Below are 14481 nucleotides of genomic sequence, written 5' to 3'. Positions count from 1 at the left end.
AACCCTCAAAGCCCTCTCAATATTAAATAGAAAAAATTTCTTCAGTTTTATATTGGATTGAGTAACTACCCGATCCCATTTGACAAACCAAGCCATCTTGCGATTCTATAATCTCGATATCTTGATCTTCAGCTAAAGTTATTTGTTCTTTTCGAATATTTTTCAATAAAATCTTAGCGGTTGTGTTTACCGGTATTTCTACCTCAATATCGGTGGTTTGCTCTTTCCGCTCCCAAGAGCTGGCAATCTTGCCATAAGGAGAATCAAATGATGCTTTTGCAGAAGTCAAACCAGATTCCGATATATACGGCTGGATTTTAATCGTTTTATAGGCAGCCTCTTCAAGATCTATACCCGCTACATGACGGTAGAGCCACTCCCCAATTGCACCATAAGCGTAATGGTTGTAGGAATTCATATCATCACTCCAGAAGGAGCCATCCTCTTTAATTCCATCCCAGTGCTCCCAAATCGTTGTGGCACCTTGCTTGACAGAAAATAACCAGGATGGGTAGCCTTCCTGTAAGAGCAGGCGAAGAGCCGTTTCATGGTACCCATTTTCAGATAAAGCAACACATAAATAAGGGGTTCCTACAAAACCTGTTGAAAGGTGATAGTTGTTGTCAATAATGAGTTGGTTCAGGTCCGCTGCAATTTGATTGCGAATCTCTCCGTCTACTAAATTAAAAATCAAAGGTAAAATATGAGCGGTTTGCGTTTTTGCCTTCATTTTTCCATCTTCAGTGATAAATGTTTTCTGAAATTCTTGAAGGATGTTTTGTAAAAGTTGACCATAATATTTTTCATCTTCCGTTTTATAGATAACCCTTGCAGCTTCTTTTAAAATCCAAGTTGAATAGGCATAGTAGGCAGTTGCCACCAGATGCTCTGGAGTAGCGCCAAAATAAGAATCTTCTTCTGCATCAAGCGCAAGCCAGTCACCAAAGTGGAAACCAGTATTCCAAAGATATGGATTAGCACCCTGAGCGCAGATGTAGTTAACCCATGCCTTCATGCTTTCGTATTGTTCTTCAAGAAGCCTTCTGTCTCCAAAGGTTTGGTAAATGGTCCACGGGCAAATGGTCACAGCATCTCCCCATGCGGATGAGGTATAGTTGTTATCCCCCCACATCGTGGAAGTATATTCTCCTAATACGTCCGGAATGACAAATGGGATCGTGCCGTTTAAGGATTGGTCGCTTTTCAAGTCTCTTACCCACTTTGTGAAAAATGGTGCCACTTGGTAGTTGTAGGCTGCCGTTCTCGCAAAAATTTGGGCATCTCCGGTCCACCCCAAACGCTCATCCCTTTGCGGACAATCAGTTGGAACATCGACAAAGTTTCCGCGCTGCCCCCAAAGGATATTGCTGTATAATTGATTGACCAATTCACTTGAGCACTCAAAATGACCAGTTCGCGGCATATCGCTGTGGATAACCTCACCTACGAAGGAATTAAGCAATTCTTGCTGATTCAATCTGTCCAATCCTTCTACCTTGACATAGCGAAAGCCTTGGAAGGAAAAATGGGCTGCATATGAAACAGGTCCGCTTCCATTAGAAATATACTCTACTATCTGTTTCGCTTTTCTTAGGTTGCCAGTATAGAAGTTTCCTCCCTTATCCAGCACCTCTGCATGAAATAAAACAATTTTTTGCCCTGCCGGTAAGTTTACGTTCATTCGAACTCTGCCGACCATGTTCTGCCCCATATCGATGACGGTTTCACCCTTAGGTGTTTCTATTACAGAGATTGGCTTGATGACTTCTGTTATCTTTGTCGGCCAATTTTCTTGTGCCACCAATTGTGTAAACGGAAGGTCGCATTCAATTGTATTCTTCCAGGATAATTCATCAATCTTCTCCAATTGAGCGTCGTAAGTCTCCCCTGCATAAAATTCCGAAAGTAAAATCGGGCCGACAGAAGATTGCCACGATTCGTCGGATACAATGATTTCCTCTGTTTCATCCTCATATACAATGTGCATTTGCGCGAGAAGAGCCCGTTCGCACCCATAGATATTTCGTTTTGACAGCCAGGTTAATTCCCCTTTATACCAGCCATCCGCTACCATGGCCCCCAGGGTAATATCGCCAGTGCTGAGCATTTCAGTAATGTCATACGTTTGATATTGATGACGGTATTTATAGCTGGTCCAACCTGGGGCGAATAAGTCCTCGCCAATTTTTTGATTGTTCAGGTACAGATCATAGAGCCCCGCTGCCGTTGCATATATCCGCGCCGACTTGAATTGTTTTTCAATCTTAAATGGTTTCCGAAATAGTGACACCGGTTTTGAGTCTTTATCAAAAAATTGCGGGTCTGGAGTAATCCATTTTGCCTGCCAATTTTCAGAGGACATTAAGCCGGTTTCAAACCATTGGGCAGCACTCCATTCTGACTCACGGCCATAATTGTCCCAGACACGCACGCGAAAATAATAGCGTGTTCTAGGGGTAACACCGGGGCCTTCGTATGGTATTTGAATGGATTCGTCCGATTGTAGTTTCCCGGTATCCCATAAGGAATTTTCAAAGTTATTTTCAGATAAAGAAACTTTAATTTGATAGAATTCCTGCATTGTATTGTTTCTGTCTGAGGACAGTTTCCATGAAAATCTAGGATGGAAAAGGTCTGTTCCCAGCAAATAATCTCTGTATTCGCATGCAAGCGACTTTACTTTAAGCAATTGTCTCGCCCTCCACTTGTTTTTACTTTACACTAATTATAAAATAATAAAAAAATATTTTATGTGGGCTTTTAAGTCATTAATACAGGGTAAACGCGACATTCGGGGTGGGAATCTTGGTTTCTAAAAAGATTAAAGTTTTTCGTGGGAAAAATTATTTTCATAGCGGGTTCCCTATTTTCATTAATCGGACAGAGGAATCCTTTGATACCAGTTTCCATTCACATGATTTTTGGGAAATTGCCTATATAGCCCAAGGGAAAGGCCAGCATATCTCGGGCGAAGAGGTCGTTAAAGTTTCAAAGGGAGATTTATTTATGGTTCCCCTTGGCGTATCCCATGTGTTTAGACCGGAATCGACAATCGGAAAGACACCTTTGATTGTCTATAACTTTATTATTGCGATGGATGATTTAAAAAATTTTATCCTTACCTATCCCGGCGGGAAAGAATTAGAAATTCTATTAAACACAAAAGAATACAAACAGTATCACGATGATACAGGAAGATACTACGATCTTTTTCAGAGGCTGCATTTTGAATACTGTGCTAATTTACCTGGAAGAGAAGCGCGGTTATATAATGGGTTAATGGAGTTATTATTATTTTTCTATAATATGGAGACGAGAACCTATACTGAATCCACCCAAACAGCAAACTACATGCAGCAGGTATTATCCATTATTCATTCTGACTACCATCTTCCACTTCGCGTGAAGGATTTGGCATTGAAAATGGGAGTAGGTGACAGACAATTTCAGCGAATCTTTCAAATGCAGACAAACACGACATTCAAAGAATACCTTCAGGGTGTCCGAATCAATCATGCTTGCAGACTTCTCAGCCATACAAACCGAAAAGTGATTGATATTGCTGCCACGGTCGGCTATCACGACACGCAATATTTTAATAAATTATTTAAAGAAAAAATCGGCATGTCTCCACGCGAATATCGTAATCAGGAGTTTTAACCACAACAAAAACGTCCATCAATTTTCACTTTTGGTACTTTTGGGCTAACCCCCCATCAGTTTCGTAAAAAATGCAAATAAAAGGCTGTCTCTAAGGGGTCAGACCCCTTAGAGACAGCCTTGTTTTTTCTTTATAACTGAAATTTACGTATGAAATAAGTGGGTGTACAGCTCCAAGCATGACAATAGCTGTTAATGAGCTGGCTTCCATATGGTGAAAAGTCTTTGTTATTTGGGTCATAGAGCTCCCAAAATGTGTCCGCTCCATCCTTTAACATTTCCCCCCAATAAGCCTTTAACTGGGAAATAGCTTTTTCCTTTTCACCTGTTAACAGAAGAGCATCCACCAAATAATGGTACATATACGGTGTTGTCAAACCAATCGAAGGGTTTTCTGTTAGTAAACGCTGCAATAATTCACCGTTTTTCTCCGGTTCCAGAACCTCGGCTAAAACCATCCAAATTTGGCTTGCCCAAGAAATCTGCTTTTTTGACCCACTGACAAAAAAGCCCTTTTCCTTATCCCAAAGATTTTTAACTGTAGCAGTAACAATATGGTTAAGGCGATTATTCAAAAATTCTAAATGTGGGCTTTTGAGCACTTCGGCCATTTTAATTGCCCGTCTTAGGGAGTAAATGAGAACAGCTTGTGATGGAGCTTGTTTATTTAATTTTTCATGCCAATCGATAAAGGACCACCAAGTTTTATCGTCCTTCACAATATCACGTTCATCTAATCGCTCTAAGGCAATCTCCAATTGCTTAAATGAGGTTGGCCAAAGTTCCTCAAGTGTTTCCAAATCCTTAGTAGCCTTATAATAATCATATAAGGTACAAACAAATAACAATGAATAATCAAATAGATAAGTATCGTCCGGGATTAGGGAAGGTGATAGAAATAGATTAGCTGAAACCTGCCCCTTATCATTCGGAACACTGGCAAATAGGTATAAGCAGCGTTTTACTAAATCGTTATTTTGGAATGTCTCATAATTAGCCAATGCCTGTAATCGTAAATCCCCAAGCCATAAGCGGCGATCGCGTTTAGGGCCATCTTCAAAGACATCCTGCATGCAGTCTTGCAGTGTTTTAATACTGACGCTATCAATTTCATTCATCATCGTATCTTTGTGTTGATATGGCACTAAATTGGAAACATCAGCCGAAGAAACGGTTACACATTGAATATGCTCAAACTTTACCTTGTATTTTGGTGATGTATCCAATATTTCAAACTTGATATAGCGAAAACTGTATCGTCTTGGTAATTCGACAAGGCCTGGCATCACATCTATGTGAAGGACCTCCTCTTGAAGCCAGGAACTGCTGATCCAGCCATCGTATTCCGAAAACGGTACTGCCATTTCTACAGGCATTTCGCCAAAGGTTAATTTAAGGTGAAGCGGTGCATCCGGCGGACTGCCAACCGGGCTGATTTTAAAAGATACATACCCTACTTGGTGCGTCCCAAAATCAACGATAAAATGTTCACCCTTCCCATAATCGAAAGAGGAAAAATCTTGCTTAATCTCTTCAACCCCCCAGCCATGGATGGTAAGAGGGTCCGATTTCATTTCTACCATATTTTTTGGCGTCATGACTTCTTGCAGGAGTTGCGGCTTTAATTGCTCCGCTTTAGCAATAAACAAATCATTACGAATAATGCACTGATTGTCACTTTTTTGAATCTTTGCTGTGTTTGTCAATCTAATCTCCCCATTCATGCCGATGGCTTCGGTAAGATGTAAATAAAAATAATTATATCCCCGCTAAGTTCAATTTAGCGAATTTTCGTTCGATATGCCAATAGGTAATAAAAATAGAAATACTCGCGAAAAAGAATATGAAGATGACCGGATACCTTAGTGAAATAAAAAATAGGCCATAAAGACAAATCATGTTTATTAAGGTTAAATGAAATTTATATAAACTAAATTTCAAAGCATTTACCAGTAATTGTTTCATTGTATAGTAGCCATTCACCATTAAAGGAAACACATGTAAAATCATAGCCGTATAGAATAACATCATTAAACAGAAAAATAAATACAGGGCTAATTTGATATTCGATTTGATGTGAATGATGATATGAAAATCTGCATAAAGTAACAAACCAAAGACTACGATAAAAATCCCGGCAAACATACTTTGTTTGAAATTCTCCGCAAATAACTTAAAGTATGTTGATGTAATAGGTGGTTCGTTCTTTTTTATCCATTGCCTTACCACGCCGAAAGCAGCCGCCGCCGCAGGAAAGATTGTAATAATCGGAATACAGCTGATTAAAAATAGAAGGTTTAAAAGTGTGAAATGATATATCCAAATACAAATCCGGTATAAAAAGCCTTCTGTCCGAAACATAATTGCTCTCACCTTCCATCCTTATATTATTTATGCATTACATAGTACGGTTCATAAAAAATATTATAACGCGGGAAGGAGTGTACTTTATTTTGTCTTTTGAGTATACTTTTTTTAGTTTAAAAATAGGGAATATTATTCACTATCCATCCTAATCGGGTATCGATATAATGAATACAAAATCAATTTATACTATTAATTTAAGAAGGGGGGATACCATGTATAGCTATATCATAGTAGATGATGAGCCATTGATCCGTCGGGGGATGTTGAAAAGGCTAAAATCATTTTCTGAGGAGATTCAATTTGTTGGAGAGGCTGATAATGGGGCTTCTGCCTTGGAATTAATTCAAGAAGTAAATCCTGACATTATCATTACCGATATGAGAATGCCAGAAATGGACGGAAAGTCTTTCTTAAAAGCGCTTCAAAATGATTTTCCTGAAAAAAAGATTATCGTTATAAGCGGTTATACTGATTTTGAATATATGCAAGAAGCAATCTCCGCAAAAGTTGTTGGTTATTTGTTAAAGCCTTTCAACCGCGAAGAAATCCATACTGTATTAAAAAAAGCCATCGGTCTAATTGACCAGGAACGAACCTATCAACAAAAATTGGAAACGACTGAAACAGAAAAAGAAGAAATGAAATTACAGGCTGACTTACAGGTCGTAAATAATGTAATCCTCGGCATTTCGAAAAACTTTCAGCCAAAATCTGTGTACTTTAAAAACATTTCTGAAGGTAACCAATTCGTTTTGTTTACCGTATCTTCAACAACTAAATTGGAGCAAATTCTTGATAATTCAGAATTCGTAGAGAAACTAAGAACAAATTGCTTCATCCATATTCCGAATACCCACAATGAGAATATGAATTTCTTCCTCTTCTATGATAAATACATGAATTTAAAGGACATTGTATTGAAAGGAAATGAGCTTGTAGAAAGCATTGTCAGTGCGGCTCCGAATGGCCATCTATTTATAGGTATCAGTAAACCTAAGCAAGCAATTCTACTTTTTAATGAGGCTTTTAGAGAGACCGTTTCCGCGTTAAATAATAGATTCATTATCGACAATAACCACTTCTATTTTTATGACGAGTCCCCGATAAAACTTGACATTCCTCAGTGGGAAAAAACGAACGAATTGCTATTTTTTATTGAGTCCGGAAATACGAATAAAGTTCAAGAACTAACTACTGATTACTTTACCTTTATAGGTCAACTGCCATCGGTGACATTATCCGCTGTAAAAAGCCAATGTAAAAATCTGATTCATGAGGTCAGGAACCTGCTATCTAATTACTTCGATTCAATCCTGAAAGATTCTTCTTCAGCGAGTTTCGAATCCATGCTGGAATCCGCATTTAACATTGAGACGATTAAATCATACTTTTTTCAGGTTTTGCCTAAGCTAACAGAAATGTTCAAAGAAAAGAAAGTTTACGCTTCTGATAACATTATTGACAATATAAAAACGTATATTGAAAAAAACTATGATAAGGAATTAACCCTTAATAATATCTCTACTCTATTTTATATAAATCCGAGTTATTGCAGTTACTTATTCAAAGAAAAAACTGGTGAAAATTTCATCGATTACGTAAATAGAGTAAGGATTGAAAAAGCCAAAACAAGGCTGAAAGGTTCGTCGGATAAGGTCTATAAAATTGCCAAATCCTTAGGATATGACAATACGAAATACTTCTTTCGAGTATTTAAAAAATTAACGGGTTATACACCGGAAGAATACAGAACGAAGTAAAAGAGATAGCCGTAAAACAACGGGCTATCCTTTTTTCATAGGTTTTACGCTATTGGAGGATTTCAATGAACTTTTTTAACATTCGGACAAAAATGTTCCTTGCATTTATTGTAATCTCTATTATTCCCATTATGATCGTCGCCATTAGCTCATATGGCAGCTATACGAAGCTGGTGAATAGACAAGTTTCGCTTGTTACATCTAATACTATTAATAATTCATTAGATAAAATTGATACTACTTATCAAAATATCAATCGAATTACCTTAACGTTCCAGCAATTTTCAACGGTACCCGGTTCCCCGACTGTTGCCGAGGAATTGTTTAAATTAAATAACAATAAAAACCTCGGACAATATGATTTGTATCTGGCCAGAAGATACATGCAGTTCTTTTGCAACAATTTGCTGCTAAGCAATGATTATATTAACGGTATTTATGTATTTTTACCCGACGGGAATTCCATCACTTTCACAAGCAACAATACTGATCTAAGTGTTGGCTATAAGCCTCTCCATGATGAATGGTATAAACAAACGCTGAAAAAGAAAGGCATTCTTTATATTGGGAATGTCTCTACTAAGCGATTTATTATTAATGCACAGCCCTCCATTACGTTTGCGCGTGCCATGTATGATATTGATACACATAAATTTCTTGGTGTTTTAATGTTGGATTGCGGAGTTAATATCTTCCAAGGTCTGGATAATGAGATTATCCCAAACATGACAAATCTTTATTTGGTCAATAATTCAGGAAAAATCCTTTTTGACAACACAATGAAGAGGATTGGACAAACCCTCCCCGTTTCCCTGAAGCGCAAGATTTCAAGTCACCCGCATGGCGATCTTGAAGAGGTGCAAAAAGGTAATTTAACTGTCATAAGGCAATTCCCAGATATTGATTGGAAAATCGTCGCTTCCATCCCAATCAATGAATTATATAAACCGTATAACATTTCGGAAAAGCTCATTATTTATATTGCAGCAACGTGCGGCGTGATCTTTATATTGCTATCGATTATCCTATCCAACCTGCTAACAAAACCGACGATTGCGTTAAGTAAAATCATGCATTTAAATAAATCGCTCAGACCAGTAAGGTTTAATAAATACCTTAAACGTAACGATGAAGTTGGGATTTTATATCGAGAATATAACTTTATGATTGAGGAAATAAACAAGTATATAAAAGAAAGTTATCAAAATAAATTAATTTCGCTTGACTCTCAGATGAAATCGTTAGAGGCACAAATCAATTCGCATTTTCTATATAATACCTTGGAATCGATTAATAGTATTGCCGAAATTGAAGAAGTTGAAAGTATTTCGATTATGACGAAAGCACTCGGGGACATGTTTAGATATAGTATTAAAACCGAAAGTGAATTAGTTACTGTCAGCGAAGAGCTCGACCACGTCAATAATTATATTACGATTCAAAATATCAGATATGATAATAGTATTGATTTTTCTGTTGAAATACCTTCAGAATTAACTTCATGCAGCATATTAAAACTAATTCTTCAACCGATTATTGAAAATTCCATCCTCCACGGTCTGGAGAATAAAAAAATGAAGGGCCGTGTCACTCTAAAGGCTTTTGAGATAAGCGATGACCGAATTGTCTTTGAAATCTCTGACAATGGCATCGGCATGAATAAGAATCAGTTGAATGTAATTAGAAATTTCCTACAAGAACAACCTGAATTTAAAGAGCTTGGCAAGAGGAACAAACAAAGTATCGGCCTTAAGAATGTCCACTCTAGAATTGCCCTTTATTACGGTTTGGAATATGGATTAACGATTGAAAGTGAAATCGATCAAGGAACAACAATTAAAGTATTGGTTCCTAAGCTTGAATAACGTAAAAAAACGGACCAATTTCGTTATGGTCCGTTTTTTATATTTGATAAAACTCTATATTCACTTCTATCCATTTTACCCTTCAACCTTTCACGGAACCTACCGATAAGCCTTTGATAAAGAATTTTTGCAAAAAGGCAAATATCACTAATAAAGGTAAAGCGCAGAGGAAACATGCAGCAAACAGAACGTTCCATGCTGTTGGATTCGTCTGATCCCCCATAAAACCAAGCATGGCTAGCGGCAGTGGTGACAGGTCTGCTTTATTGATAAAAATCATGTTGAAGAAATAATCGTTCCAGATCCATACGCCTTGAGTGATGACAACAGAGACTGTAACAGGGATTAATAACGGAAATACTATTTGCCAGAACCTCCTGAATACCCCTGCACCATCTAAAAGTGCTGACTCCTCCACTTCAATTGGTACACTGCTCTTAATAAACCCTGCATACAAGAAAGAAGAAAATGGAATACTACAAGTGATAAACATGATAATCGAAGTTAACTGTCCACTTGGAATATTCAATGCATTGAAGGTTTTGACGATTGGGATAATAACCATTTGGCTTGGGATTACAAGCCCGGATAGAAAAAAGATATATAAAAATTTGCTTAACCGAGTATTCATTCTTGCAATCGGATATGCAGCCATGGATGTAAATATAACGACTACTATAACGGAAACTCCCGTTAACAAGAGGCTATTCATCAAGGCTTGTAGGAAATGCATGCGTTCAAAAGCAATTTTATAACTTTCCAGGCTAAATTGTGAAAATAATTTTAGCGGATTCGTCATATTGTCTGGTGTCCGCAATGAGCTTGAAAGAGCAATCAAAAGTGGCAAAAGGTTTATTAGCATGAGGACAAGAATACCAATGTGAATAGAGGTTTGTTTTACATAGGATTTCTTATTGACAACCTTACCAGATTTGATGCTTATATCGTATGAGGTATTTTGAACCACTGACTTACTTGTCATACAGATACCTCCTTCTTATTTAATCTCGTTACGAAGAATGCTGTAATGATGATGATTACAGCGAAAGAAACGACTGCTAGAGCGGCTGCTTTGCCATATTGCTGTTCAGTAAAGGCCATTCTAAAAATATCGTAAACCAAGGTGCTTGTGGACCTGCCGGGACCGCCATTTGTCATGATAAATGAATAATCGAAAGCTTTGAGGCCATTGATGATACTGAGAGTAATGTTAATCGTGAGAGCAGTAGATAATAAAGGCAAACGAACAAACCTAGTTAATTGCCACGCGTTCGCACCATCAATTTTCCCGGCTTCCATTAATTCTTGAGGAACTGTCTGCAAACCGGCAAGGAAAATAACAGTATTAGTACCGATTGTTTTCCAAATATCTACAGCTGTAATACCATACAAGGCAGACTTGTAATCTCCAAGAATATTTAAATTGGAACTATTTATGCCAAACCAATGTAGAACTGAAGGAATTAACCCGGTATCAGGCATGTACACGTAAGACCAGATGTATCCAACAACAATTGTGCTAAACAACGTGGGTATATAAGCAACTGTACGATAAAAACCTAAACCCTTAATCTTTGAATCGAGGATAAATGCCAGACATAATGCAATTCCATTTCCAATCACGACTGAAAGTACGGTATAAATCAACGTATTGGCAATAGATGAGCCTGCTACACCTTCTTTAAAAATGCTCTGATAGTTACTTAGACCCACAAAGTGCAAATTCTGCTGCATTCCGTTATAATCGGAAAAACTATATTGAAATAGTTTGAGAATAGGAAAGATCCAAAATGTCAAATAGACAATCAATGCAGGCAGGACAAAGAAATACATTGACTTTTTCATGACTGTTGAATTCATGTTATCCTACTCCTTTCTATAATTTATTTTGAGGTGGGGGAACATCCCCACCTCATATAAGTTATTTTTCTATAAGCTTTTAATTCTTTTGATAATTTCAATTATTTCTTCCAAAGTTCTTGGAATTTGTCTTGCATAGCTTTTGTAACATCTGCTGGTGAAGTTGATTGTCCACCGATAATCTCGGCAAATTTTGATTCTAATACGGCGTCTACACCGCTTGGCCACATTTGGTTAGCGAAATAGATTGCGTTACCAGATGTTTTGTACTGATCATAAGCATCTTTATATAAATCGATGCTTAGTGGTACTCCGTTATAAGCTACGATGGAAGATGAAGATTTCACCCAAGCTTGGAATAAATCTGATTTGCCGTCAAACCAATAGTTCAAAATCTGTTTAATTGCATCGACATTTGGAGATTTTGCATTAACGGCCCATCCAGCTGCAGTTGCTGCTGCTTCCCAAACAGGCTGACCCTTTTCGTTAGCTGGAAGCGGGAAGAACCCACGTTGGAAGTCGCTAGCACCCTTAGCCGTTAATGGAGAGTAGTCCCAAGTTCCGTCAAATGTCATCGCTGCTTTTCCGTCGATGAATGTTTGGATTGCTTGTGGTCCGCCAAGACCTAAGGAATTCTTTACGATATAACCTTTTTTATAAAGTTCTTGATACATCTCGACAGCTTTTTGCCATTTAGCGTTATTTAAGGATTCTTGACCTGCCTGCAATTTCGTGTCGAAATCCTTTTCATTTGAATAAACCGTATTGGCAGCAATTTGATATAAACCAAATTGAATCCACCAAGAGTCTTTATCTCCCATCACAATAGGAGTGATTCCTGCATCCTTTAATTTTTGGCAGTCAGCAAGGAAGGTTTCCCAATCTTTTGGCACTTCCGTGATTCCAACCTTTTTGAACAGCTCTTTATTGTAATAAGTCCCTAGCATATCGAATCCTTTTGCGATTCCATAAACTTTCCCATTATAGGACATATCATCTTTAACGGACTGTGTAAAATTACTCATAAATGGCAGGTCTGAAAGATCAGCTAAATATCCGCCTTTTGCAAGATCATTGACGCTTGTTGCGTTCGCCATTTTCGGCCACACGCGGAAGATATCTGGAGCTTGATTTACAGCCAATTTTGTTTTAAGTGATGTTGTATATTGTTCATCAGGAAGCTTCTGTACTTCTAATGTAATATTCGGAAAATGTTGGTGTACTAGTTTCGGTAATGTGTCTACCTCGAAATCTTGGCCTGCTGCCGCTTTATTACCTGAAACCATCATGGTGATTGTGATATTTTTGGATTTTGAGCTACTATCATTTGAACTGCTGGAGCTTGTATTTGAACTTGAACAGCCTGCCAAAAGAGCAACACAGGAAGCTGTAACGACAGCACCGGATAGAACCGCTTTCAATTTTTTCAATGAAATCCCTCCGCTTAATCAATTAATCTTCAAGTAAGTTAATGGCCATTCACTACTTGTTTACATCCTTATTGTAACGTAAGTGAAAGTACATTTAATTTAGTAATTATGGTGCACAATTTTTAGAATATTAAATTTGTAATCGATTCCCATTAATAAAAAAAAGAAACGAGGTTTAAAGTCTCATTTCTTTTCGGTGTGATCTTTTATAATTTTTTTATTATTGTTACTATTATTTGTGTTACTGTTTTTATTATTATTTTTGTTGATCAAGTTTATCGCTTAGATAAAACATCCTTCTCATATGCCTTCACTTCTTCTAACCACGTTTCTCTTACAGGAACGCCCATTTGTTCACAATAATAATCCCACACTGCACCAAATGGATAGGTTTTGAATTCTTCCATGAGGGCTAATCTTTCTGTGAAATTCCCTTCTTCTTGAAGCTGTTTCATATATTCATTTGGAACAAGCATCGCTGAAAGCAACGCCTTAATCATATTACGAGTGCCAATGGTCCAGGCTGCAACACGATTGATGCTGGCATCAAAGAAATCAAGGCCGATAATGACACGATTCAAAGCATCGTTACGAACAATTTCTAAAGCAATCTCTTTTAATTCATCATCCAAAATCACAACATGGTCACTGTCCCAGCGCACAGGTCTTGAAACATGGAGAGCCACTTTTTCGCTGAACAGAAGCATAGAAGAGATTTTATTTGATACGGTTTCTGTTGGATGATAATGTCCCGTATCCAGCAAACATAATTTATTATTTTTCATGGCATAGTTTAGATAAAATTCATGGGAACCAACAACATATGCCTCTGAACCAATTCCAAATAGTTTGCTTTCCACTGCATCCAGATTATATTTTTCATCTACTTCAACCGCAAAAATTTTATCCAATGAATCTTTTAATCTTTTTCTTGGAGTCAGACGGTCGCTTGGAATATCCTTATAGCCATCCGGAATCCAAATGTTCGTTAAAGCTGGTGTCCCAAGCTCTTTTCCAAAATACTCAGCAATTTTGCGGCTGCCGATGCAGTGATTGATCCAGAACTCACGAATCTCTTCGCTTGGATGGGAAAGAGTCAAACCATCAGCTGCTTTAGGATGCGAGAATAGCGTCGGATTGTAATCTAGACCTAGTCCGTTTTCTTTTGCCCAATTGACCCAATTTTCAAAGTGTTTTGGTTCTAATTGGTCTCTTTCCACTACTTCTCCATTTGTTTCTGCATAAATCGCATGTAAGTTCACCCGGTGCTTACCAGGAATAAGGGAAAGCGCCTTTTCTAAATCACTTCGTAACTCCTCTGGAGTTCTCGCTTTACCAGGGTAGTTCCCTGTTACATCAATCCCGCCTGATAATTCTTGTTGGTTTACTTCGAATCCGCCTACGTCATCACCTTGCCAGCAATGGATCGAGATTGGAACATTTTTTAAGGTTTCAAGTACTTCATCTACATTAATTCCCCATTTTTCATAAGCCTTTTTGGCAAGTTCATAGTTTTCTTGAATAGACATGTATATCTTC

The 14481-nt window shown here is 37.7% G+C and carries 10 protein-coding genes; 3 read left to right on the top strand and 7 right to left on the bottom strand.

From position 1 onward, the window contains the following. Positions 1-22: 22 nt before the first annotated feature. Positions 23-2689, bottom strand: coding sequence for a family 78 glycoside hydrolase catalytic domain (locus ACZ5XR_RS04485; RefSeq protein ID WP_464500480.1), 2667 nt, complete (start codon positions 2687-2689; stop codon positions 23-25). Between the two features lie 116 nt (positions 2690-2805). Between ACZ5XR_RS04485 and ACZ5XR_RS04480 the strand changes: the two genes are divergently transcribed. Continuing rightward, positions 2806-3660: a helix-turn-helix domain-containing protein gene (locus ACZ5XR_RS04480; RefSeq protein WP_464500479.1), complete on the top strand. Its 855-nt coding sequence runs from the start codon at positions 2806-2808 to the stop codon at positions 3658-3660. A 131-nt stretch (positions 3661-3791) separates the two neighbouring features. Here ACZ5XR_RS04480 and ACZ5XR_RS04475 read toward each other — a convergent pair whose 3' ends face one another. Further along, positions 3792-5366, bottom strand: coding sequence for an alpha-L-rhamnosidase-related protein (locus ACZ5XR_RS04475; protein WP_464500478.1), 1575 nt, complete (start codon positions 5364-5366; stop codon positions 3792-3794). Positions 5367-5418: 52 nt separating this feature from the next. Next, positions 5419-6021: a YesL family protein gene (locus ACZ5XR_RS04470; RefSeq protein ID WP_464500477.1), complete on the bottom strand. Its 603-nt coding sequence runs from the start codon at positions 6019-6021 to the stop codon at positions 5419-5421. A 218-nt stretch (positions 6022-6239) separates the two neighbouring features. Here ACZ5XR_RS04470 and ACZ5XR_RS04465 point away from each other — a divergent pair, with 218 nt between their 5' ends. Together ACZ5XR_RS04465 and ACZ5XR_RS04460 are read left to right on the top strand one after the other, a co-directional pair. Then, on the top strand, positions 6240-7787 hold the full coding sequence (locus tag ACZ5XR_RS04465; RefSeq protein WP_464500476.1) for a response regulator transcription factor: 1548 nt from the start codon (positions 6240-6242) through the stop codon (positions 7785-7787). 65 nt (positions 7788-7852) lie between these two features. After that, positions 7853-9652, top strand: coding sequence for a histidine kinase (locus ACZ5XR_RS04460; protein ID WP_464500475.1), 1800 nt, complete (start codon positions 7853-7855; stop codon positions 9650-9652). An 82-nt stretch (positions 9653-9734) separates the two neighbouring features. Here the strand turns inward: ACZ5XR_RS04460 and ACZ5XR_RS04455 are convergent, their stop codons facing one another. From ACZ5XR_RS04455 to rhaA, 4 genes are all read right to left on the bottom strand, one after another. After that, entirely contained in the window at positions 9735-10634 is a 900-nt protein-coding gene (locus ACZ5XR_RS04455) for a carbohydrate ABC transporter permease (protein WP_464500474.1), read from the bottom strand. Further along, on the bottom strand, positions 10631-11512 hold the full coding sequence (locus ACZ5XR_RS04450; protein WP_464500473.1) for a carbohydrate ABC transporter permease: 882 nt from the start codon (positions 11510-11512) through the stop codon (positions 10631-10633). Before ACZ5XR_RS04450 ends, ACZ5XR_RS04455 begins: the two co-directional genes overlap by 4 nt. A gap of 101 nt (positions 11513-11613) precedes the next feature. Further along, positions 11614-12942, bottom strand: coding sequence for an ABC transporter substrate-binding protein (locus tag ACZ5XR_RS04445; RefSeq protein ID WP_464500472.1), 1329 nt, complete (start codon positions 12940-12942; stop codon positions 11614-11616). 275 nt (positions 12943-13217) lie between these two features. Continuing rightward, the gene (gene rhaA / locus ACZ5XR_RS04440) at positions 13218-14471 is read right to left on the bottom strand and encodes an L-rhamnose isomerase (RefSeq protein WP_464500471.1); all 1254 of its coding nucleotides are present in this window, start codon (positions 14469-14471) and stop codon (positions 13218-13220) included. Positions 14472-14481 lie beyond the last annotated feature (10 nt).

The organism is Neobacillus sp. Fa239, from assembly GCF_055395235.1.
The sequence above is the reverse complement of the archived record's forward strand: the minus strand, read 5'-3'. Positions and strand labels throughout refer to the sequence as shown.

What these genes read in the sequence shown, in the direction of transcription:
- ACZ5XR_RS04465 (WP_464500476.1), top strand. Translation starts at nt 6,240, where the DNA reads ATGTATAGCTATATCATAGTAGATGATGAGCCATTGATCCGTCGGGGG.
- ACZ5XR_RS04455 (WP_464500474.1), bottom strand. Translation starts at nt 10,634, where the DNA reads ATGACAAGTAAGTCAGTGGTTCAAAATACCTCATACGATATAAGCATC.
- ACZ5XR_RS04460 (WP_464500475.1), top strand. Translation starts at nt 7,853, where the DNA reads ATGAACTTTTTTAACATTCGGACAAAAATGTTCCTTGCATTTATTGTA.
- ACZ5XR_RS04450 (WP_464500473.1), bottom strand. Translation starts at nt 11,512, where the DNA reads ATGAATTCAACAGTCATGAAAAAGTCAATGTATTTCTTTGTCCTGCCT.
- ACZ5XR_RS04470 (WP_464500477.1), bottom strand. Translation starts at nt 6,021, where the DNA reads ATGTTTCGGACAGAAGGCTTTTTATACCGGATTTGTATTTGGATATAT.
- rhaA (WP_464500471.1), bottom strand. Translation starts at nt 14,471, where the DNA reads ATGTCTATTCAAGAAAACTATGAACTTGCCAAAAAGGCTTATGAAAAA.